Below are 23,416 nucleotides of genomic sequence, written 5' to 3'. Positions count from 1 at the left end.
AGCTAAAAAATAGTTTATGCGACAGTTATTTTCGTTCCGCAGGCTGAGATAATATACGCTGCGCATAACGAATTAACGTTTCGGAAATATTTTGCATTACACTACTTTCAGGAGCAAAGCGATGCCAATACAGCATCCGTCTTTGGAATAAACCTTCAGTTAAATTAACTAATTCCCCTGTTTTTAACTCTTGCTCTACTTGTAACATAGGAATCATACAACATGCAGAACCTTGTTTAGCTAACTGAACAAAAGCTTCTGACGAACTAGTGATATGGCAAATTACACTGCCTGGTGTCAAATTAAAATTTTCCTGTAAAAAGGCTTGATGCATATCGTCTAAGTGATCAAAAGCGACCGCTGGTGCTTTTAAAAGTGATGAACGGGTTACCCCATTCGGAAAATATTTTTTTGCAAATTCGGGCGAAGCAACAAAGATATAATCTAATGCGCCTAATAAATCTGATAAACATCCTGGTAAAGGATTTGGTTGAATACTAATTGCCGCAACAACAGTACCTAAACGTAAAAGTTCTAAGGTATGCTCTTCATCTTTAACTTGAATATCAAAACGTAAAATATTTTTATCAAGAACTGGTTTTAATGCTGGTAAAAACCATGTTGCTAACGAATCAGCATTAATAGCAATTGATAGTGACAATGGGGTAGTATTTTGTTCATTATCACCTAACCATTGCTGCTCTAATAATTCAACTTGATGCAATAATCCGAGAAGATGCTCGCCTTGTTTGGTCGCTTTTGGAGGAATAGTTCGTACTAATAGTTGCTGACCAAAAAAGCTTTCCAATTGCTTAATACGTTGCGAAACCGCTGGTTGTGTAATACACAGTTTATCGGCCGCTCGTTCAAATCCTCGTTCTTTTATCACTGCATCTAATGCTTGTAGTGCTCTATAATCTGGACGCTTCATAATCTCTTTACTAATGATTTGATCTTTGCTTGGTCATTCAAGCTATTTTTATTTTGCAAAAAATTTGAAATCGATCTAAAACTTTATAGATTTTCTTAAAATACTAATGATTTTTGCTTTCCAATTGGTTACTATGCCATATATTGAACAATTTTGCTTTTAAAATTTTAAAATTTTTTTGATCAAAATCATATTTACATACGGTGATATCATGACACAAGATGAACTAAAAAAGGCTGTAGGCTGGTCAGCGCTAAAATATGTTAAGCCTGATTCATTGGTTGGCGTAGGAACTGGGTCTACTGCGGCGCACTTTATTGATGCACTTGCGACAATAAAAGATCAGATAAAAGGAACTGTCTCTAGCTCAGAAGCATCAACTAAAAAATTAAAAAGCTATGGAATTCCCGTATTAGACTGTAATGAAGTAGATAGCTTAGATATTTATGTCGATGGTGCCGACGAAATTAATCATCATATGCAAATGATTAAAGGTGGTGGAGCAGCACTAACCCGTGAAAAAATCGTATCAGCTTTAGCTAAGCAGTTTATTTGTATCGTTGATGAATCTAAAGTTGTCGATGTCCTTGGCAAATTTCCTTTACCAGTAGAAGTCATTCCTATGGCTCGTTCTTATGTTGCTAGAGAATTGTTCAAACTTGGTGGAAAACCAATTTATCGCCAAGGTGTTATTACCGATAATGGTAATGTCATTTTAGATGTTCATGATCTTGTTATTGCCAAGCCAATAGAACTGGAAAATCGTATTAACAGCATTGCTGGAGTAGTTACTGTTGGATTATTTGCCAATAAAGGGGCTGATATTGCCTTAGTCGGTACTAGTTCTGGTGTAAAAGAATTAACAAAATAAAAGATTGCATTTTTAATGGATAATTTTGTGTTTACAATTAATTAAAATATTAAGCATAGAGAGGAATAAATGGCTGTTCAGGCATTAACGAAAGACGAAAACAAGTTTCTATTACTTGAAGGTATCCACCCTAGTGCAGTTGAAACACTTAAATCGGCGGGCTTTAACAACATTGAGTATCATAAGGGCGCACTATCGAAATCTGAGCTTGAAACAGCTTTAAAAGATGCCAGATTTATTGGTATTCGTTCCAGAACCCATTTAACTAAAGAGATTATCGATGCAGCGCCAAAATTAGCCGGTATTGGTTGTTTTTGTATTGGTACTAATCAAGTTGAACTTGACGCAGCGACGGTTAAAGGTATTCCGGTTTTTAATGCGCCATTTTCAAATACTCGCTCTGTAGCAGAGCTGGTATTAGCTGAAGCAATATTATTACTTCGCCGAGTACCTGAAGCTAACGCTAAAGCCCATCAGGGTAAATGGAATAAACTAGCCACAGGTTCGCACGAAGCTCGAGGTAAAAATTTAGGTATCATTGGTTATGGTCATATTGGTAGCCAATTGAGTGTATTAGCTGAATCATTAGGAATGAATGTCTTTTTTTATGATATTGAAACCAAATTATCACTAGGAAATGCCAAACAAATTCCAACAATGCGAGAATTACTTGCTATCAGTGATATTGTCAGTATGCATGTTCCAGAAAATCCAACCACAATTAAAATGATTAGCCAGCCTGAAATTGATATGATGAAAACAGGTGCAATATTGCTCAATGCATCACGTGGTAGCGTGATTGATATCGAAGCGCTAACACAAGCTTTAGAAACCAATAAACTAAGCGGTGCTGCAATTGACGTTTTCCCAACGGAACCTGCTACCAATAATGATCCTTTTGAATCACCTTTATGTAAATTTGATAATGTTATTATTACTCCTCATATTGGCGGTTCAACCAGTGAAGCACAAGAAAATATCGGTATTGAGGTTGCAACTAAATTAGCGAAATATTCCGATACTGGTGCAACCCTTTCAGCGGTTAACTTCCCTGAAGCTTCATTACCGATTCCAGCAAAAGGTTCAAGCCGTTTTATCAATATTCACCATAATCAACCTGGGTATTAACGGCTATCAATACATTATTTGCTGAACAAGGTCTAAATATTTCTGCCCAATATCTACAAACTGATGCTAAAATAGGTTATGTCGTTATTGATATTGATAGAGTTGAACAAAATAAAGCCGAAGAGTTATTAATTAAGCTGAAAAGTGTTACAGGTACAATTCGAGCAAGATTATTGTTTTAATTTTTATCATTAAAAATGATTTGGGTCGTTATTATTTAAGAGATTAAATAATAACGACTTTCCAAAAAACATATACTCGAAAATTCCATAACGCTATTCAGTAAAAAACTGGTAACAATTTAGAACAATTTTAATATAATAGTAAAAATGTAGCGTTTGTTACCAAATTTAACCAATAATTTCAGGCTAAAAAACCCCTTTCCTCAATTTTTTTGATTTATATATTTATAATTATTTTGCTTATCTCATGATTTTAGATTTTTAAAAATAGTAAATAGCATCAGTCAAGATTGTCATTCAGAGTTAAAGTAAGTCAACAAATATTAGTTTAACAAATAAATTTAATTATCTAATTTATAAAAATATTGATGCTATAAATGATTTAAAATGGCTTTAATTTGATCATAATTTGCAAAATTAATTATTATTTTGAAATTGATTTTTAACGATTTAGTAAATATTTTTTTGATTAATTTATCCATAGACTATTAATATAACAGCAATAGTTAATAATGACTGTTTTTTACTGATGAGTTGGCGTAATTTGATATTACAAAGTTATTTTACTTTTCAATTAACAGGAGAATCTAATATGGCTAAAAGTACGACTTCGGCAAAAAAGCTACAACAAGCAGCTATTTTGTTTCCAACTGATTTAGGTCAAAAGGCATCAAAAGATATTTCCGGTGCCATGAACTCTGTATTAGCAGATGTATTTGCTTTATATTTAAAAACCAAAAACTTTCATTGGCATGTAAGTGGTCCTCATTTTCGTGATTATCATTTAATGTTAGATGATCATGGAGAAGAGTTATTTGCAATGACTGATCCAATTGCTGAACGTGTCCGGAAATTAGGCGGTACAACTCTACGTTCAATTGGTCATATTTCAAAATTACAGAGTATCTCTGATAACGATGCTGATTTTGTTGAACCATCGGATATGATAGCTGAACTCTGCCAAGATAATATTAAACTTACTACTCGTATGCGTGTAGCCCATGATATTTGTGATAAATATAATGACTCGGCAACAGCAAGTTTAATTGAAGAATGGATAGATCAAACTGAAAAACGCGCATGGTTCTTATTTGAAACAGGCCGTAAATTGGACTCTTCTGGTCACTAAAATCTAGTGGCTAGGAGTGCTCATCCCGAATAAGAGACACATATTGTGTCTCTTTATCTTTTGAATAAGGGAGAATTACAAATGAGTAAAAAAATTGCTGTACTTGTTGGTAGTTTACGTAAAGATTCCTACAATTTAAAAGTCGCAAAAGTATTACAACAGATAGCGCCACAATCACTTTCTTTAAATATTATTGAGATTGGTGATTTACCGTTTTATAACGAAGATATTGATGTAGATTCACCACCCAAATCTTATGAACGTTTTCGTCAACAAATTGCCAATTGTGATGGTGTTATATTTGTGACACCAGAGTATAATCGAGGCTTGCCGGCAGTGATTAAAAATGCTTTAGATGTGGGTTCTCGCCCTTATGGTAAAAGTGTTTGGTCGCAAAAACCAGCTGCGGTAGTTTCTGTCTCTCAAGGTGCTATTGGTGGTTTTGGTGCAAACCATCAATTACGACAATCATTCGTTTTTCTTGATATGCCAACACTACAACAACCAGAAGCTTATATTGGTAATATTAACAGTGCTTTTGATGAAAATGATGATATTAGTGAAAAAACTAAAGCATTTCTTTCATTGATCATTAATAGTTATACTAATTGGGTTGAAAAACTAAGTTAATAATGATTTATTTTAATATCCACAGCCAATATAATGAGTTGTGGATATGATTAAAGTTATTTAAAACAGATTAAATGAAAAATTTCCAACCTTGCAATGAACAAGAATTATTAAACCGAGCCAGACTCGCTGCAGGTTATAGTTTCGGTGAGATCGCTAACTATTTAAATATTGCTATTCCAGCTAATCTTAATAAACAAAAAGGATGGGTAGGTAATTTAATTGAAACTTTTTTAGGTGCTAATGCTGGTAGTAAAGCCGAACGTGATTTTGCTAATTTAGGTATCGAATTAAAAACCATTCCAGTTAACAAACAAGGTAAACCACTCGAAACCACTTTTGTCAGTGTCCTCCCTTTAATGGCTAATCATGGTGTAATTTGGGAAACAAGCCATGTGAAATATAAACTAAGTAAAGTTCTGTGGATCCCTATTGAAGGAGAACGAAGTATACCATTAGCCCAGAGAAAAGTTGGACACCCCATATTATGGACACCAACTGAACAACAAGAGCAACAACTTAAACAAGATTGGCAAGAGTTGATGGATATGATTGTACTTGGTCAGATTGAAAAGATTACTGCCTGTTATGGTACTTATTTACAGATCCGTCCTAAAGCTGCTAATGGAAAAGCTTTAACTGAAGCTATTGGTGAAAACGGCCAAATTATATTAACGCGTCCACGAGGATTTTATTTAAAAAAATCATTTACGTTACAAATTTTGCAAAATGCGAATTGTTATATTTAAAGTGGGTCAACAATAGTATTCATCCCCCTTTAATCTTGCTTATCTTTTCTATTTTCAATAATGCTATTTCTTCCATAAACAATAAGCAATTTTTTATCTTCTGCATATAATCATATTGATATTGATATTGATATAGCTATCGTTTATCTCAAATTAATAATTAGGCCATCTTATATTTAGTCAAAATAAAAAAGTCCAACTTGAATAAATTGGACTTTTTAAACTTGATATAGTTAAACTAAATCAAACATTAAAATTTTCGAATTTCTTTGATAATTATAAAGTTGTTTCTTTTTAATAGGCAGGTCATCGACTTCAGCTGGATTAAAGCCTTTTTCACGAAACCAGTGAATACTACGAGTAGTCAACACAAAGATCTTTTCTAACCCCAAATTGTGAGCCGTTTCTGCAATTTTTTCTAATAATAGATCACCGCGTGACGAGTTTCGGTATTGAGGATGAATAGCTACACAAGCCATTTCGCCCATTTTTTCTTCCGGATATGGATAAAGAGCTGCACAGCCAATCGTCATATTATCACGCTCAATAATGGTAAATTTATCAATTTCAATTTCTAACTGTTCTCTTGAGCGTTTAACCAAAATACCTTGTTCTTCAAGTGGACGGATTAATTCTAAAATACCACCGATATCATTTATCGTTGCGGTACGGACTTGTTCTGAATGTTCCATTGACACTTGAGTTCCAATACCATCACGAGAAAATAGTTCTTGCAGAATAGAACCATCCACTAGATAACTGACTAAATGGCTACGACGCACACCATTGCGACATGCTTTTGATGCAGCACGTAAAAAACGCGCTTCACTAGATAAATGCTTACCACTTTGCTCTTTGTTATTAACGTAATTATCGGCATCAATCGGAAACAGATCGGTAATAACATGATTGTTTTCATCAAGCACACCTTGCTCAGCACAAAAGCTTACTAATTTCTCAGCTTTAAGGCGAATAGCAACTTCAGCGGCAACATCTTCGGACGATAAGTTAAAACTTTCACCAGTAACTGATACCCCTACAGGCCCTAATAATACAATTGATCCTCGGTTCAATTGTTCATCAATTGCCTCATTGTTAATTCTCCGAATTTTCCCAGTGTGACAATAATCCACTCCGTCATCAACACCTAATGGCTGTGCAATAACAAAATTACCGCTAACAACATTGATATGTGCACCTTGTAACGGCGTATTATTTAAGCTCATTGATAAACTTGCTGTTATATTGAGCTGTAATAATCCGGTCACCTGTTTAACAATGTCTAAAGTTGCTGCATCAGTAATTCGAGTATTTTTATGATATCTAGGTTGGATATTATGACTTTTGAGTGATTCATCTATTTGGTTACGAGCACCATTCACAATAACCAATTTAATGCCTAAACTATGCAATAAACCAATGTCACTAATAATACTTGCATAATTATGACTCTTTAGCACTGCACCTGTTAATAAAATAACGAAAGTTTTTCCTTGATGAGCATTAATATAAGGTACCGAATGCCTTAAACCATCAACCAATTCAGTTGTTCTTTCTTTCATCTTATCACCACCAAAATGAATATTTATTCATATTTTTTGTATTTTTATTTATTTTTTAGTTAATAGCAAGTCTTTTTTGATAAGTTCAACAAGCTAAAGTTCGATACTGACGTAGGAAAAAACTTTTGTTAAATTAGCTAGGAATTGACAAAACATTAATTTATTAACAATGCTTATAGACAAGAGCCGTCATTAAGACGGCTCAGTAATCATTTTAGTTATTCGAGTGATTCACATTTAAATTTTCTTCATATCAATAACTTTAATAAATCTGCAGTAAACAATCAGTCCTAGTAAGGTACTCATTACGGCCATTATTAAATCAGCTAAGATAGCATAACTAACATTAATTTCAGCCAATTCAGGGATAACTCTCGGGATAATAAAGAAAGATAGGCCACTTAAAGTATACATACAACCCACAGCAAGCCCTTTACGTGTTGGGAACATTTGTTGCATCACAACTAAGGTTAATTGTAAAACACCTCCGGCAGCAAAAAATCCCATCCCGATTGCGGTGATTAAACACATTAATGGCGATAGGTCAAAATAAAATAATAGTAAAACCAATGATGACATTGCAGGTAAGATAAAAATACAATAAATTGGTTTCAAGAATTTTTTCACTATAAAAGCAGTGATAAAGACAGAAACGATTGAAGCAGAACTATAAAAGCTAATAAGCTGTTTAGCTTCAATTGTTGGCATATTAACCGCTTTAATCGCAATCGCCGGTAGCCATTGCCAAATGATCACAAAGGTTGCGGTGGTTGTGAATCCCATAATTATCAATAAAAAGCCTTCAAAAGCAAAATTTGGTTTACGAATAAAGTAATCATCAGAACCTTGGTTACCTTTAATTCTGGTATCTTTAGGTGGAAATTTTTTTGGTAGCAAATTAATTGCATTAATAATTAGATAGGCAGTAAAACCTAAAAATGCCCATCCATACCAAATATCGTATTTATAAAATAATCCAACAATTAGTGGCAGAATAAAACTTCCCATTGAGATAAAAGCTTTAATCAAAACACTTGCCGAACCAGACGAGCGAGGAAAACATTCAGTTAATGCAGGCATAGACCCTGTATCTAAGAAAGAGTTACCTATACCGATGGCAATAGCTAAACAAAACGCAATATCTATATTATGACAAAATGGCATACTGACGAAAAAGACAATATAACAAGCCATACCTAAATAGATAAATAATTTTCGTCCAAATTTATCAGATAGCATTCCACCGACAAACATTAATAAAATTTTTCCAATACCAATTCCTGATGCAACATAGCCAAGACCGACATTTACATCGGTATTAAGCTGTTTTGAAATGCTTTCTGCGAACTGCATAATAACAATTAAAGCAATACTTTGTATTATGTAATTAGCATATATAGAGCCAGCAATCCCATAAGAATTGACTCTTTGATTATCCATATGTAAAACTCCAATATTAATTTAACTAGTTTAGCGACTTAAGAAACGTAATCGCAATTAATATACAAGTGTTCACTACTATCTGAAAGTAATATATATCAATTACTTACTGTTAATAGACTATTTTATTTGCTGTAATTCAAGAATCTTCACAATTATTAAATTTATGATATTTAGATTGTTTAAATTACAAATTGATGTACTAACATTATGCCGAGGCAAATAATTTATATTTAAATAAAAAAATGGTTATTTGATTAATTATTTTGCAGTTTTTCCAATATGTCAGTAAGAATTAAATTTTCGTCTTGGTCAACATTAACAACATGATGAGCGGCATCGTGATATAGAGGTAAGCGTTCAGCAAGCACTTTCTCCATCTCATCGGATATCGACATACCCGTCAATGATGGTCTCTGAGCTACATTTGGATCTTTCATCAAACGAGCCGCTAATGTCGCTGCAGGAGCTGAAAGAAAAATAACTGTGCCGTGTTGTTTCATAAACTGACGATTTTGCTCAGCCAGTACCATACCACCACCAGTTGCAATAACTCTATTGGGTTTAGCTGTCTCAATAAGCACTTGGCTTTCTCTAGCTCGAAACCCTTCCCAGCCTTCTTTTTCGACAATTTCCGCTACAGTTTTTTGCGTTGTTTCGAGTAAATGACAATCTGTATCAATAAAAGAAAATGATAACTTATTGGCTAACATTTTACCCATTGTTGTTTTGCCAGCGGCTCTTGCACCAACTAAAAAAATTGTTTTCTTCATTGTGGGTCCTTTTAAATATACAGATCTGGAAATAAGTTATCTATGCTAGAGATTCATTTAACTTTTTGCAATATTTTTTTACAGTCTAATTTAACACCATCGTAACAATATGATTTAAATAAATATAATAAAAAAATAACTGTAAATAATTTATTACACATTCAATTTTAATCATAGCCTATGTGTCAAATATAGTCATTAACACAATTTTTCTAACCCTCTAAAATAGAGTTCAGTGGCAATCGATTGATGTAATCGCCATTGCAAAACATCTAAGTCAGGGTTAACTTTTTTGAATTCTGGATAACTCATAAAATAACGAATGGTGTTACTACCTACACGGTCATTAATGCTGTTTATAATCAGTTTTATTTTCTCGTTGCGAAAAGATTTTAATTCTTTCATAGCTATTGCCACATTTTCAGGAATAGGCAATGAACCGTTTTCCCACTCACGCCATGTTTCGACATCAGTCTTACCAATGTATTCACTGGCTTCTGACACTTTTAACATTAAAAATCGGCGATACGCTTGTAATTCTAAATTAGTCATAACTACTCCTTTTTAATCAATTTTAAATTTATTAAACATGGTTACTTTATTGCTTCCATAAATATTTAAAATGATGATTAAATACCTAAAATCTTAAAATATCGCTCTCATAAAATGAGAGCGAGGCTATTTATAATTTTATTTTCCTGCTAAGGCATCAATTACAGCTTGTTTTGCTTTCTCAGAAAGATCTTTGCCGGTCCAAATTTTAAATTGGGCATTTGCTTGACCAATAAACATTTCTCGACCAGAAATCGATTCCCATCCGGCTTTTTCTGCTTCTTGTCTAAATTTGGTATTGTATGGTGTATATACTATATCGTATGCAATCCCTTTACCTTTAAACCAAGCTTGTTCGTAAGGTGTCTGATCTTCAAATTTGCCTTGCATACCTAATGGGGTAGAATTGATAATAATTTGCGCTTCAACTTTATCTCTATCTTCCCATGCAACCGTTTTAAGATTAAATTCTTTAGCCAATGCCTCTGGAAGATCAGTAACAATATCCGTTACTGTAATGTCGTGATAACCAAGGTCTTGTAAACCAACAACCGCAGCCCTAGCCGCACCACCAGCGCCAAGTAGTAAAACCTTCTTATACTCAGCAGGTAGTTTTTTTTGTGCTAATGGTTGCATAAAACCAATAATATCAGTGTTATCACCGCAAAGTTTGTCACCATCCCAATAAACTAAGTTAGCTGCTCCCGCTTTTTTAACGTGTTCGGTAACTTCATCTAAATAAGGAATAATAGTTTGCTTATGTGGAATAGTGACACATAAACCACGAATATTAAGTAATCTTACTGATTTAAATAAAGTAGCAATATCTTCGGGTGGCGTAGGAAATGGTACCAATACGGCAGGAATACCATAATCTTGGAATGATGTTGTATGAATAAGTGGGCTCATACTATGCCCTAATGGATAACCGATAATGCCATAGATACTGTATGGCGTGAACTGACTCATACTATCTCCTTGAAAGTAAGAAAATTAGGCCTAACAGATAATATCTGAATTCAATAGTATTAAAACATATTTATTATAAAATTAAATAGTTTTATATTGCACAACTCAACATAAGCTACGATATAATAGTTTTATTAATAATAACAACTCTCGGTATATTTATTTTTTTCAATTAGAAACTTATTTTTAAGCATAAATAAGATAATGCTTGAGAATTTGCCAGTAAAAGCGTATACTTCGCTACCTCATTATTATGGGTGTAGTGTGAGAGGTGAGACTGCTTCTCAAAAGAACTGCAGCGAACTAAAAGCCTGACGAGGTTAATTCCATTAACATATTACGCCCTAGGCTTAAGCATAGAAATTTTGGAGAATTATTGACATGTCACGAGTATGCCAAGTAACAGGAAAAGGTCCTTTAGTGGGAAATAATCGTTCTCATGCGATGAATGCTACTAAACGTCGTTTTCTACCAAACCTTCAAACTCACCGTTTCTGGATTGAGAGTGAAAAACGTTTTGTAAAATTGCGTGTATCAGCTAAAGGTATGCGTACTATCGATAAAAAGGGTATTGATGCAGTTTTAGCTGAACTTCGTGCCCGTGGTGAAAAGTACTAATAAGGAAACCATATCATGGCTAAAGGTGTACGTGAAAAAATTAGATTAGTTTCTTCTGCTGGTACCGGTCATTTTTATACCACTAGCAAAAACAAAAGAACCATGCCTGAAAAAATGGAGATCAAAAAATATGATCCTGTTGTTCGTCAGCATGTTGTTTATAAAGAAGCTAAAATTAAATAGTTTTATCTAGCAATAAAAAACCCAGCTTAAGCTGGGTTTTTTTATATTTTGAATAATCTCACCATTAAATTTATTAAATTAGATGTATAAAAAAGCTTCATTTACCTGAAGCTTTTTAGAGTAAATTTCTATTTTAAATATTCTTGCTCATAGGCTCTTGCCTTTTTATCATCAAAGACATGTTCCCAACGCGCAATAACAATTGCCGCTAATGCGTTACCCACAACATTAACAACTGTTCTACCCATATCTAAAATTCGTTCAACCCCCATAATATAACCGATACCTTCAAGTGGAATACCAACACTACCAAGTGTTGCTGATAATACTAAAATTGAAGCGCCTGGCACTCCAGCAATTCCTTTTGATGCAATCATTAATGTTATTACAATGATAATTTGATCTAAGATACTTAAATCCATACCAAATAGCTGTGCTAAGAAGATGACCGTGATACTTTGGTATAATGTTGAACCATCAAGATTAAATGAATATCCAGTAGGAATAACAAAGCTTGTGATCGCTTTTGGTGCTCCATAGGCCTCCATCTTTTCAATGATTTTTGGTAATGCTGTTTCTGAACTTGCTGTAGAAAAAGCAATAACTAATTCTTCCTTCAATATTTTTAATAAGGTAAAGATATTGAACTTACATAGTTTACAAACTGCACCTAATATCAATAATGTAAAAATGATCATTGCAGAATATACAGTTAAAATCAGTTTTAATAGCGGTAGTAAAGAAGCAAAGCCATATTTAGCAACGGTTACGGTAATTAATGCAAATACACCAATTGGAGCATAACGCATAATCATATTGGTCACTTTAAACATAGTATCTGAAACTACTTTCAAGAAGAACACAAATGGTTCGCGTTGTTTATCTGGTAAAGACATTAAACCTAAACCAAAAAATACACAGAAGAAAATAACCGGTAAAACTGCACCATCAGTCATTGCTTTAAATATATTTGCTGGAATCATATCTAAGATCATGACAATCAAACCGTGAGGTTTGCCACTTAACTCTTCGGCTGCTTTAGTATATTTACTAATATCAGTTGTAGCCAAAGTTGAAGAGTCAATACCTGCACCCGGTGCAAAAACATTACCCCATAAAAGGCCTAATAAAATAGCAATTGTTGTAATGATTTCGAAATAAAGAATGGTTTTAAATCCTAATGTTCCTAAACGTTTAGATCCACCAATTCCAGCAATACCTAATGTCAGTGTACTAAGAATAATTGGTAAAACAATCATCTTAATTAAACGAATAAAGATATCACCTGCTGGTTGAAAAATATTAACAATTGAAAATTGGTAATATGAATGTAACGCATGATTAGGATCCGCTAGTTCATATAGAAAAGCACCAACAGCTACACCTAAAATCAAGGCAATTAATATTTGCCATGCAAGATTAGTTAAGATTTTTTTTATTAAGAAAGACATGTAATTCTATTCCTTATCACTGTTTTAGAAAATAAAAAAGGATTAGTCTGTGTGGCTAATCCTTTTTTATAATTAAAATTATTGCTCGGATTCTTGGGTTGAATCATTATTATCCTCACTCTGTGGCGATAGTTCCGATTCAACATCATCCTCTGTTTCAGCAATTCGCTGTAATCCGACAACCTTCTCATTTTCAGCTGTTCGAATCAACGTAACCCCTTGCGTGTTTCGTCCAACAACACTAACTTCTGATACTCGAGTTCGTACTAAGGTTCCGGCATCAGTAATCAGCATGATTTGGTCGGTTTCTTCAACCTGTACTGCACCAACTACAGCACCATTTCGCTCACTCACTTTAATAGAGATTACGCCTTTCGTTGCTCGTGATTTTGTTGGATATAACTCTTGTTCAGTACGTTTACCATAACCATTTCGAGTTGCGGTTAAAATTGCCCCATTACCACGAGGGACAATAAGTGAGACAACTTTATCATCACCTTCTAATTTAATACCTCGAACACCTGTTGCTGTTCTACCCATACAACGGACTTTATTGGCCGGGAATCGTACAACTTTACCATTGGCTGAGAATAACATAATATCTTCAGTATTGGAAATTTGCGAGACCTCATCACCATCGTCAAGCTCATCAACAATAACATCATCATTGAGTTCTTCATCATCAACAGCATCTGCTGTTTCGTTACTAGTTAAATCAACACCAATTAACTCATCATCATCACGTAAGTTAATAGCAATAATGCCACCACTTCTCGGACGACTAAATTCAATTAATGAAGTTTTCTTAACCGTACCTTGAGCTGTCGCCATAAACACACAATGCTCATCATCAAATTCACGAACAGGTAGAATCGCTGTAATACGTTCATCTGCTTCCAATGGTAATAAATTAATAATTGGACGACCACGGGAGCCTCGACTGGCTTCAGGTAATTGATAAACTTTCATCCAATATAATCTGCCACGACTTGAGAAACAAAGAATCGTGTCATGAGTATTTGCAACCAGTAGTTTTTCGACAAAATCTTCTTCTTTAATTTTCGTTGCCGACTTGCCCTTACCGCCCCGACGCTGAGCTTCATAATCAGATAACGGTTGGTATTTTACATAACCTTGATGAGAAAGCGTAACTACAACATCTTCTTGAGCAATAAGATCTTCAATATTGATATCCGCACTACTTGCTGTAATTTCAGTTCGTCTTGCATCTTGGAATTGATCGCGAACAGCTTCAAGCTCTTCGCGAATAACTTCCATTAGTCTTTCTGGACTCGCTAGAATATGTAACAAACCAGCAATTTGAACTAATAGTTCTTTATATTCATCAAGAATTTTTTCGTGTTCCAGTCCTGTTAAACGATGTAATCGAAGATCTAAAATTGCTTGGGCTTGAGCTTCAGAAAGATAATAATGGCCATCACGAATACCAAATTCAGGTGCTAAATCTTCAGGACGAGCGGCATCATTACCCGCTTTTTCAAGCATTGCCGCAACATTACCTAGTTGCCAAGCTTGCGATAATAATTTAGCTTTCGCTTCAGAAGGAGTCGCCGCAGCACGAATTAATTCAATAACAGGATCGATATTAGCCAATGCTATCGCTAAACCTTCCAACACATGCGCTCGTTCACGAGCTTTGCGAAGTTCATAGATAGTTCGACGCGTTACGACTTCACGGCGGTGAAGAACAAACGCCTCGATCATTTCTCGTAAGTTTAATAGTTTCGGTTGACCTTTATGTAAGGCAACCATATTAATCCCGAAAGAAACCTGTAGTTGAGTTAATGAGAAAAGATTATTTAAAACGACTTCGCCAACTGCATCACGTTTGATTTCAATAACAATGCGCATACCATCTTTATCTGATTCATCACGCAATGCTGAAATACCTTCAACTTTTTTGTCTTTAACTAGTTCAGCTATTTTTTCGATCAGTTTTTTCTTATTAACTTGATAAGGGATCTCATTAACAATGATCGTTTCACGACCACTATGATCATCTACTTCAATCGTCGCCTTTGAACGAATATAAATAATACCACGGCCAGTTCGATAAGCATTTTCAATACCTTTACGGCCATTAATTAAAGCAGCAGTAGGAAAATCTGGACCATGAATATATTCCATTAATCCATCAACAGAAATATTTTCATCCTCAATAAATGCTAAGCAACCATTGATAACTTCTGCTAGATTATGAGGAGGGATGTTGGTTGCCATACCAACAGCAATACCTGACGAACCATTAATTAATAAATTAGGAATGCGAGTTGGCAACACGTCAGGAATCATTTCTGATCCATCGTAGTTTGGTGAAAAATCTACTGTTTCTTTATCTAAATCAGTTAATAATGCACCGGCAAACTTTTGCATGCGAATTTCGGTATAACGCATTGCCGCCGCAGAGTCACCATCGACAGAACCAAAGTTTCCTTGGCCATCAACAAGCATATAACGTAATGAAAATGGTTGTGCCATACGAACAATGGTATCATAAACGGCTGAATCACCATGTGGATGATATTTACCGATTACGTCCCCAACAACACGAGCAGATTTTCGGTAAGGTTTATTCCAATCGTATCCAGCTTCATGCATTGCGAATAAAACCCGTCTGTGAACAGGTTTAAGTCCGTCGCGGACATCAGGTAAAGCTCGCCCAACAATAACAGACATCGCATAATCAAGATAAGAGGATTTTAATTCGTCTTCAATATTGACGGGGGTTATTTCTTTGGCTAGTTCGGTCATAACACCAGGTTCTCTTATTAACTTAAATCTTAAAATAGTTCATAATTATAGCATAAAAATCGCTATTAATGCAGAACAAAACTGTTTTTATTTCAACTTATTCTGTATGAATAAACAATGTATTTTCAATTAATTGGCTTAAGCAGTTTAAAATCATTGCATGCATTTCATAAGCCATCACCTTTTTATAAGATGGAATTCTAATTTCAATATCATTTTGCCCAAGTAATCCGATCACTTCTCCACCATCAAATGCAGTTAAGGCAACAATTTTCATATCTTTAATTACGGCTTCTTGAACAGCACGAATAATCGAACGGCTATTCCCTTCACAAGTTGAAATAACTAAGATATCACCTTGTTGACCTAAAGCTTGAATTTGTCGAGCATAAATTTCTTCGTGATTAGATATCGCACTTAACAATACATTATCAGAAACTAATGCAATAGCCGGAATACTCGGTCTTTCAATATCAAGACTGGTAATTAACCGAGAGGTAAAACTTTGTATATTTGCAGCAGCTGAGCCATTACCACATCCCATAATTTTATTACCATTAAGTAATCCTCCAACGATAATATTAGCCGCTTTTTCAATTGAAGAGCCTAGAGATTCAGCCATAACAATTTGAGTTTGAATACTTTCAGTAAAATAATTTTTTATTAAATCTTGCACGTTTTTCACCTGATCATTAAAACGCATTAATTATCCATTTTTGACTTTTTCCCGTTATGGCAAAAACATCAAACCTAAACTCTGTATCTTCAATATTTAAGTTATTATTTAACATCCAAAGTTGAGCTGCCTGTTTAATTTTGTTTTGCTTAGTGAGCGAAATAGTCATTTCAGCCTCGCCAAAGTTAGCATTTTTGCGATATCTAACTTCAACAAAAACCAAACAACTCTTATCTCGCATGACTAAATCAATTTCACCAATTTGATATAGACTATTTTTATCAAGCAACACCAGCCCTTGATTGGCTAAGAATTGGCAAGCAATATGTTCATAATGCTTGCCGATATCTTTATTTTTCGTTCTGTTCTGAGGACGATTGGGATGTAACATAGGCATATTGTTGCCATGCAAGAGATCGAGTCACTTCACATTGATTACTGGTTGATAATTTACCAGTCATTCCAGCTAAAAAATTAGGCTGATAAGAGTCTAATTGATTAAAGCGATTAGCCAATCGCCAAGCATCAATTCCCATAGCGTATAATCGAGTTAAAGAATAGTCTTTTTGAATATTGCTAGGAATCATTGCCGTTGTTTTTTCTGATGAATTAATAATCAACGGAATGTCAGAATATTCAGTTTGATTCATATCATAATTAAAGTCATTCGAAGCATTTGCCACATGACTTTTAGAACTTGAATAAAGCGCTATGGATGAAGAGCCATTACCGATTGTCTTTCCTGCTCCCATATCTAGCATTGGTTTTATCAAGGTTAATTCATCATAAGATGCATAAACATAAATTGCATCAAATCCAGAAGAAGAACCATTTGAGGACATTGAAGCCGAGCCATCATCATTATTAAATGCAATCGGACTACCGGTTAAACTTATACCGCTACTATGATTAATATTGGCACGTAGCGTATTTAAATTACCAACATATTGCACATAAGCTTGTGAACCATTAGAAATTTGCGACCATTGTTTAGCAAAACTTTGAGCTACTCTTCTGCCCAACTCATTTTGTGGTATAACTAACAATGGCTTTTGTTTGTTTTGTGCAAAAATATGATCAGCAGCATCCTTTGCTTCATCTTCAGGAGATAACGCAAAAAAGCACATTTTGTTAGCGGAAACAGTTCCATCATCAACTTTATTTAATGCTAACACAGGAATAGATGGCGCTAACTGCTTTATTTGGCTCACTTCAGACTTCAATAATGGACCAACGATTAAATCAACATTTTGCTCTTGCGCTTGCTGTATTAAATTATCCATTGGTACTGATGTTGTATCTAAAACAATAACATTTTGTTGTGGCTCTTGTGGATAAAACTTAGCCGCATCAACATATCCTTGACGAATAGTGTTACCAAATATTCGAGAAGACCCACTCAGTGGTAATAATAAAGCTACTTTTTTGGAATTTACATTATCAACAGCAAGCGTTTGTTCACCAGTTATAATAGCAACAATATCTTGTGCAGGATGATTAGGATATTTTGCAGCCCAATCTAAAATAGCTTGTTTTAGTTGATTTTTGCGATTGGTATTTTTTGCTTCAAGGACTTCTGGACTATCACCATCTTGAACAGGCGCTTTCTTATTATTACGTTGATATGTGTAACTTAAATCAATCCACCCTTTCAATGTTAAGTCATTTTCAGGTACAGAAATTTTACTTAGTTGATTTGACGATAATTTACTAAAAAAATTTCAGGTATTATTTAAGGTTTGTTTTTTTAATTTTTCTGGTGCAAATTTTTGTAAAGATAAGTAATCATACGCTTGCTCATTAAGTTTTTTAGATTTTCTATCTAAGGCTAATTTGATTGAATAATAACGATATGCTTGTGAATCATTTAGTTTTTCGATAGTTAATTGACTAAGATTAAATGGTTGTCCTTTTCTAATTGCTATTTCACCTTGAGATAACAATTGGTCTTTTTGTTGTTCTGCATTAAGATTAGCCGGTAGTTGAGATAATAATTTATTTGCTTGAGAAAGTTTATTCTCATTTATTAATGCTCTTATCGCCAATAACTGCCAATCGATTTTAGCACTTCCAGAGCTAGTATCTACCTGCGACAAATAATAATTGGAATCTTTAGTTTCATCATATTTAGCACTCTTTGATGAGTTAAGATGACATCCAACTAAAAGTGAAAATAATGCTAAAATAACAATAGCATAAAAGGATTGTTTTAATTTCATACACATTCTCTTATAATTTCTCATCCCCAAATTCGCTGTACATGTACAGTGACTTCTTCACGATCATGAAAAAGTTGCTTAGCCTGAATTTGTACATTTATTTGGTTGTTATTTAGTTCTTCTATTAGTAATTGTAAATTTTGTTTTACTTCTTCATAACGTTTTTTCATTGGTAGTTTGAGATTAAAAATTGCCTCTCGACACCAACCATTAATTAGCCATTTAGCTATTAACTCTGTTACTTTGGCTGGTTTTTCAACCATATCACACACCAGCCAATAAATATTATGCTTTTTAGGCATAAATTTAAAGCCATCTTCACGATAATGTTTAACTTGTCCTGTTTCCATTAATTTTTCATTCATAGGACCATTATCTATAGCATATACCATCATACTTCTTTTGACTAATTGATAAGTCCAACCGCCAGGACAAGCCCCTAAGTCAACAGCATTTAAACCACCTTTAAGTCGTTCATCCCATTCTTCATAAGGAATAAAAATATGAAAAGCTTCTTCCAATTTTAATGTTGAACGACTTGGTGCATCAGCTGGAAATTTTAACCTTGGTATTCCCATATAAAAAGGAGAATTATTTTGACTCAAGGAATAGCCAACATAACAACTATTATTATTGATAAATAATAAATGAATAACTGGTCGTGATGGATTTTGTACCTTCAACAAAATACGTTTGTTGCGTAATGCCTGACGAAGTGGAACAGTAAATTTGCGACAAAATCCTGCTAATTGCTTACCTTCATTAGTATCTGCAACTTCAACACGTAAATCACCAGCTTTATCAACAGTAGCCGATAAAACATTAATTATTGGCGTAATACGATCTTCAGTTGATAAATCAGCTAATAAATCACCAGCAACAAACATTTGCCTTGCAAAAATCAACGTTCGAAATGGAATTTGTTTAATTAATAATTCAGCTTGTTCGTCTTGGTAACACTCAAATATTACATAACCACTATTTTCTTTAACCTTGGCAAAACCAAATATTTCTTTTTGTGCGGCTCTATCCGTTATTTCTGCTGCACATTCTTTTTCAAACCCTGGTCGACAATACAAAATTATTTTGTTCAGTTTTTGCATATTCTTTCTTTCAATTATTTGAAAATGTTATAAAGTCATTAAATTAATCTGATTGGACTTTATTTGTATATAAAGGTGCCTCACCTTTAGGACGAGTTTTAAAGCGTCGATGTAACCACATATATTGTTCTGGTGCTTTTAATATTTCTTGTTCAATCGCTTTGTTCATAAAAGTAGCTGCTAGCACATCATCATCTATAGGATAGCCTTTAAGCTCAGGTGTAACGTAAACAGTATAGTGCCCATTCTTTTCTCGTTTAGGCGTGAAAGGAATAATTGCAGGCTGACTTAATTTGACTAAAATTCGAGTTCCAACGGTTGTTGCTGCTTTTTCTACCGCAAAGAGTGGCGCAAAAACACTATTTTTAGGACCATAATCATGATCTGGCGCATACCAAAGCAATTCACCATTCTTTAAGGCTCTTATCATGCCTTTAGTATTATAGCGATCTAACATATATTTATTCGATTTTAAACGCCCTTTTAATTGTACATAATCCATAACAGGGTTGTCGTTTGGTCGATAAACACCTACACCAGGATGACTCATACCTAAAATACGTGCACCGAGTTCTAGCGTTAAAAAGTGAATACCAATTAACAAAACACCTTGTCCAGACTGTTGTATCTGAGTGATATGTGAATCACCTTCAATTGAAGAGTGTTTTTTAAGTCTTTTGTCAGACCAGAACCATGCCATACCAGTTTCAAATATAGCAAGTCCTGTAGAAATAAAATTATCTCTTAATATTTTATCTCGTTCTTGTTCAGATTTTTCAGGAAAGCATAATTTTAAGTTTTGCCTTGCGGTCTCTTTACGCTTACCAATTAATTTCATCGAAAGTAATCCTAAACCTTTTCCTAATTGATAAATAACCGGATATGGCAGTAAAACGATCAAATATAAAATAGAAATGCCAAACCAGGTTAACCAATAGCGAGGATGTAATAATCGTTTTGTAAAAATAGGATGAATTTCTTGATTTTGACTCATATTAAGATTAAATAACCATTTAAACAAAGTTAGTCATTATATACCAATATCTTCTGTTATGCGGCAGAAAAATAAAATAATCAAAGATAACTAAAGTGCTTATCATGAAGTTGTTTGAAAAGATTACATAAAAAACACATATTAAGGATTAAATTAATTAATCCCTAATAATCAATTTCTACTTATAATTTAGAAAAAATATACCCTAAAATAGCGTTCCTCAAAATTTGTTAAGCTTTAAATTGCTACTGGCGCTTTTATTGCTGGATAAGGATCGTAATCAACAATTTCAAAATCTTCAAATTCATAATCAAAAATTGTAGGTGGTCTGCGTTTAATAACAAGTTTAGGCAAAGTTTTTGGCTCACGGCTTAATTGTAAATGTGTTTGTTCCATATGATTGGAATACAAATGGGTATCGCCACCTGTCCAAACAAAATCACCGACTTCTAAATCGCATTGTTGAGCAATCATATGAACTAATAACGAATAACTAGCAATATTAAATGGTAATCCTAAGAATACGTCACATGAACGTTGATAAAGTTGACATGACAGCTTACCTTGAGCGACATAAAATTGAAACAGAGCATGACATGGTGCTAACGCCATTTGATCAAGCTCACCAACATTCCATGCTGAAACTATCATTCTTCTAGAGTCTGGATCATTTTTAATTTGTTCGATTAGTTGCGAAATTTGATCTATTTGTCGACCATCCGCAGCACCCCAAGCGCGCCATTGTTTGCCATAAACAGGACCAAGATCACCATTTTCATCGGCCCATTCATCCCAAATCGTTACTTTATTATCTTTTAAATAATTAATATTAGTATCACCTTTAAGAAACCAAAGTAACTCATAGATAATTGAACGTAAATGACATTTTTTTGTAGTCACTAATGGAAAACCATCTTGCAAATTAAATCGCATTTGATGACCAAAGATAGATAGAGTCCCTGTACCAGTTCTATCCGATTTAGCCGTTCCTTCGTTTAAAATTTTTTGCATTAGTGATAAATACTGTTTCATTTTTTAATAGCCTTATTGTTAAATCTATATGCATATAAAAGCATCAAGATACCACCAATGATCATAGGGAGACAGAGAATTTGTCCCATACTGATTATATTTAAAAATAATCCTAATTGTTCATCGGGTTGTCTAAAGAACTCAATTATAAACCTAAATATGCCATAACAAACTAAAAACAGTCCTGAGGCTGCACCAACTGGACGAGGTTTGCGAATAAATAAATTTAAAATAATAAATAATACTATACCTTCAAATACCATCTCATAAAGTTGTGAAGGGTGACGAGGCAAAACGCCGTTTAATTGGCTGTATAAAGAAAACCATTCTGGATTTGCTTGGACAAACATAAAATCAGCATGTGATGAAGTAGGAAATAACATACCGATTGAAGAGTTAGTTACTCGGCCCCACAATTCACCGTTAATAAAATTACCAAATCGGCCAAACATTAAACCGAGTGGTACTAATGGAGCCACAAAATCAGCTACTTGCATAAAGGTCTTTTGTGTTTTTTTAGCAAAGATAGCAATAACACAAATGGCACCAATCAAACCGCCATGGAAAGACATCCCCCCTTCCCAAACTCTGAATAGAATAGTAGGCTCTTCAAGAAATGCATCAAAATTATAAAATAATACATAACCTAAACGTCCGCCAATAAAGAGGCCCAAAAACCCCCAGAATAATAAGTTTTCAACTTGTTGTGATGTCCAATTGCTATTGGGTTTATTAGCACGACGTTTAGCTAAAAACAAGGCGCCAAGCACACCAAATAGGTACATGGCACCATACCAATGTAATGAAATAGGGCCGATTGAGAAAGCTATTGGATTAAAATTGGGAAATAGTAAAAATTGATTCATTTTTTAACACGCTGTTTATTTTTTCGTTTGTGAGCAAAGAAGTTAAACCGTTTTTTCTTAGAAAGATTTGTTACAGGTTCTTCTACTTCAAATTGTATAGTAAATGCAGGCAAAGAAAACTCCTTCATTGCTTTGCGATATACATCACGCTTAAAAGCAATAACCTGTCGTATAGGATACCAATAACTTACCCACTTCCAATCATCAAACTCAGGAGTTGAAGACATATTCAAATTAATCACTGAAGTATCAGAAATCAATTCTAATAAAAACCACTTTTGTTTCTGACCAATACATACCGGCTGATTATCCCAACGAATCATGCGTTTTGGTAATTTATACCTTAGCCAACCATTGGTCACCGATAATATTTTAACATCTTTAGGTAGTAATCCTACTTCTTCATTTAGTTCACGAAACATTGCCTGTTCTGGCGTTTCATTAAGTTTTATTCCGCCCTGAGGAAATTGCCAAGAGTTTTGTCCATAACGCCGAGCCCAAAGCACTTGACCATACCTGTTACAAATAACTATTCCTACATTTGGACGGTAGCCATCATTATCGATCACTGACTACCTCAAAAATT

The 23,416-nt window shown here is 34.1% G+C and carries 23 protein-coding genes and 1 pseudogene; 7 read left to right on the top strand and 17 right to left on the bottom strand.

The window, feature by feature from the left end:
• Positions 1-25 precede the first annotated feature (25 nt).
• Complete coding sequence (locus tag RAM17_RS03045; RefSeq protein WP_065578265.1) at positions 26-931, bottom strand: LysR family transcriptional regulator ArgP; 906 nt, start codon at positions 929-931, stop codon at positions 26-28.
• 211 nt (positions 932-1,142) lie between these two features.
• On the opposite strand from RAM17_RS03045, the gene rpiA reads away from it, so the two are divergent.
• The 5 genes and pseudogenes from rpiA (at position 1,143) to mutH (ending at position 5,620) form a co-directional block, all read left to right on the top strand.
• The gene (rpiA, locus tag RAM17_RS03040) at positions 1,143-1,802 is read left to right on the top strand and encodes a ribose-5-phosphate isomerase RpiA (protein ID WP_110448663.1); all 660 of its coding nucleotides are present in this window, start codon (positions 1,143-1,145) and stop codon (positions 1,800-1,802) included.
• 69 nt (positions 1,803-1,871) lie between these two features.
• Positions 1,872-3,112 (top strand): annotated as a pseudogene (gene serA, locus RAM17_RS03035) (phosphoglycerate dehydrogenase).
• Between the two features lie 592 nt (positions 3,113-3,704).
• Positions 3,705-4,241, top strand: coding sequence for a Dps family protein (locus tag RAM17_RS03030; RefSeq protein WP_065578262.1), 537 nt, complete (start codon positions 3,705-3,707; stop codon positions 4,239-4,241).
• Positions 4,242-4,322: 81 nt separating this feature from the next.
• The gene (locus tag RAM17_RS03025; protein ID WP_110448661.1) at positions 4,323-4,871 is read left to right on the top strand and encodes an NADPH-dependent FMN reductase; all 549 of its coding nucleotides are present in this window, start codon (positions 4,323-4,325) and stop codon (positions 4,869-4,871) included.
• Between the two features lie 74 nt (positions 4,872-4,945).
• Complete coding sequence (gene mutH, locus RAM17_RS03020) at positions 4,946-5,620, top strand: DNA mismatch repair endonuclease MutH (RefSeq protein ID WP_110448660.1); 675 nt, start codon at positions 4,946-4,948, stop codon at positions 5,618-5,620.
• Between the two features lie 233 nt (positions 5,621-5,853).
• On the opposite strand, the gene argA is transcribed toward mutH, so the two are convergent.
• The 5 genes from argA to aroE all read right to left on the bottom strand — a co-directional run bounded on the left by argA (position 5,854) and on the right by aroE (position 10,916).
• A complete protein-coding gene (gene argA / locus RAM17_RS03015) occupies positions 5,854-7,182 on the bottom strand; it encodes an amino-acid N-acetyltransferase (protein WP_110448659.1) in 1,329 nt (442 codons plus the stop codon).
• 237 nt (positions 7,183-7,419) lie between these two features.
• Positions 7,420-8,622, bottom strand: coding sequence for an MFS transporter (locus RAM17_RS03010; protein ID WP_110448658.1), 1,203 nt, complete (start codon positions 8,620-8,622; stop codon positions 7,420-7,422).
• A 257-nt stretch (positions 8,623-8,879) separates the two neighbouring features.
• Positions 8,880-9,395, bottom strand: a complete 516-nt coding sequence (aroL, locus tag RAM17_RS03005; RefSeq protein WP_110448657.1) for a shikimate kinase AroL — start codon at positions 9,393-9,395, stop codon at positions 8,880-8,882.
• A 198-nt stretch (positions 9,396-9,593) separates the two neighbouring features.
• On the bottom strand, positions 9,594-9,947 hold the full coding sequence (locus RAM17_RS03000; protein WP_110448656.1) for an Aca2/YdiL-like domain-containing protein: 354 nt from the start codon (positions 9,945-9,947) through the stop codon (positions 9,594-9,596).
• Positions 9,948-10,085: 138 nt separating this feature from the next.
• Positions 10,086-10,916: a shikimate dehydrogenase gene (gene aroE, locus RAM17_RS02995; protein ID WP_110448655.1), complete on the bottom strand. Its 831-nt coding sequence runs from the start codon at positions 10,914-10,916 to the stop codon at positions 10,086-10,088.
• 381 nt (positions 10,917-11,297) lie between these two features.
• On the opposite strand from aroE, the gene rpmB reads away from it, so the two are divergent.
• Together rpmB and rpmG are read left to right on the top strand one after the other, a co-directional pair.
• The gene (gene rpmB, locus RAM17_RS02990; RefSeq protein ID WP_034884345.1) at positions 11,298-11,534 is read left to right on the top strand and encodes a 50S ribosomal protein L28; all 237 of its coding nucleotides are present in this window, start codon (positions 11,298-11,300) and stop codon (positions 11,532-11,534) included.
• A gap of 15 nt (positions 11,535-11,549) precedes the next feature.
• Entirely contained in the window at positions 11,550-11,717 is a 168-nt protein-coding gene (gene rpmG, locus RAM17_RS02985; RefSeq protein ID WP_034884348.1) for a 50S ribosomal protein L33, read from the top strand.
• A 128-nt stretch (positions 11,718-11,845) separates the two neighbouring features.
• Here rpmG and gltP read toward each other — a convergent pair whose 3' ends face one another.
• From gltP to rppH, 11 genes are all read right to left on the bottom strand, one after another.
• Entirely contained in the window at positions 11,846-13,156 is a 1,311-nt protein-coding gene (gene gltP, locus RAM17_RS02980) for a glutamate/aspartate:proton symporter GltP (RefSeq protein ID WP_181414705.1), read from the bottom strand.
• A gap of 90 nt (positions 13,157-13,246) precedes the next feature.
• The gene (gyrA, locus tag RAM17_RS02975; protein ID WP_110448653.1) at positions 13,247-15,940 is read right to left on the bottom strand and encodes a DNA topoisomerase (ATP-hydrolyzing) subunit A; all 2,694 of its coding nucleotides are present in this window, start codon (positions 15,938-15,940) and stop codon (positions 13,247-13,249) included.
• Positions 15,941-16,037: 97 nt separating this feature from the next.
• Positions 16,038-16,616, bottom strand: coding sequence for an SIS domain-containing protein (locus RAM17_RS02970; protein ID WP_086359253.1), 579 nt, complete (start codon positions 16,614-16,616; stop codon positions 16,038-16,040).
• 16 nt (positions 16,617-16,632) lie between these two features.
• Positions 16,633-17,013 (bottom strand): YraN family protein, encoded by a 381-nt coding sequence (locus RAM17_RS02965; protein ID WP_198247926.1) that lies wholly within the window; start codon positions 17,011-17,013, stop codon positions 16,633-16,635.
• Positions 16,967-18,271 (bottom strand): penicillin-binding protein activator, encoded by a 1,305-nt coding sequence (locus RAM17_RS02960; RefSeq protein WP_306240676.1) that lies wholly within the window; start codon positions 18,269-18,271, stop codon positions 16,967-16,969. The genes RAM17_RS02965 and RAM17_RS02960 overlap by 47 nt, the downstream gene beginning before the upstream one ends.
• Positions 18,272-18,337: 66 nt before the next feature.
• On the bottom strand, positions 18,338-18,835 hold the full coding sequence (locus RAM17_RS02955) for a penicillin-binding protein activator (protein WP_306240673.1): 498 nt from the start codon (positions 18,833-18,835) through the stop codon (positions 18,338-18,340).
• Positions 18,836-18,855: 20 nt separating this feature from the next.
• A complete protein-coding gene (gene rlmM / locus RAM17_RS02950) occupies positions 18,856-19,929 on the bottom strand; it encodes a 23S rRNA (cytidine(2498)-2'-O)-methyltransferase RlmM (RefSeq protein WP_110448713.1) in 1,074 nt (357 codons plus the stop codon).
• A gap of 52 nt (positions 19,930-19,981) precedes the next feature.
• Entirely contained in the window at positions 19,982-20,932 is a 951-nt protein-coding gene (locus RAM17_RS02945; RefSeq protein WP_110448651.1) for a Kdo(2)-lipid IV(A) acyltransferase, read from the bottom strand.
• A gap of 237 nt (positions 20,933-21,169) precedes the next feature.
• On the bottom strand, positions 21,170-21,964 hold the full coding sequence (thyA, locus tag RAM17_RS02940) for a thymidylate synthase (protein WP_110448650.1): 795 nt from the start codon (positions 21,962-21,964) through the stop codon (positions 21,170-21,172).
• Entirely contained in the window at positions 21,961-22,830 is an 870-nt protein-coding gene (gene lgt / locus RAM17_RS02935) for a prolipoprotein diacylglyceryl transferase (protein ID WP_110448649.1), read from the bottom strand. Before lgt ends, thyA begins: the two co-directional genes overlap by 4 nt.
• Positions 22,827-23,399: an RNA pyrophosphohydrolase gene (rppH, locus tag RAM17_RS02930; protein WP_110448648.1), complete on the bottom strand. Its 573-nt coding sequence runs from the start codon at positions 23,397-23,399 to the stop codon at positions 22,827-22,829. Before rppH ends, lgt begins: the two co-directional genes overlap by 4 nt.
• Positions 23,400-23,416 lie beyond the last annotated feature (17 nt).

It is taken from the genome of Gilliamella apis, assembly GCF_030758615.1.
Taxonomy (GTDB): domain Bacteria; phylum Pseudomonadota; class Gammaproteobacteria; order Enterobacterales; family Orbaceae; genus Gilliamella; species Gilliamella apis_A.
The sequence above is the reverse complement of the archived record's forward strand: the minus strand, read 5'-3'. Positions and strand labels throughout refer to the sequence as shown.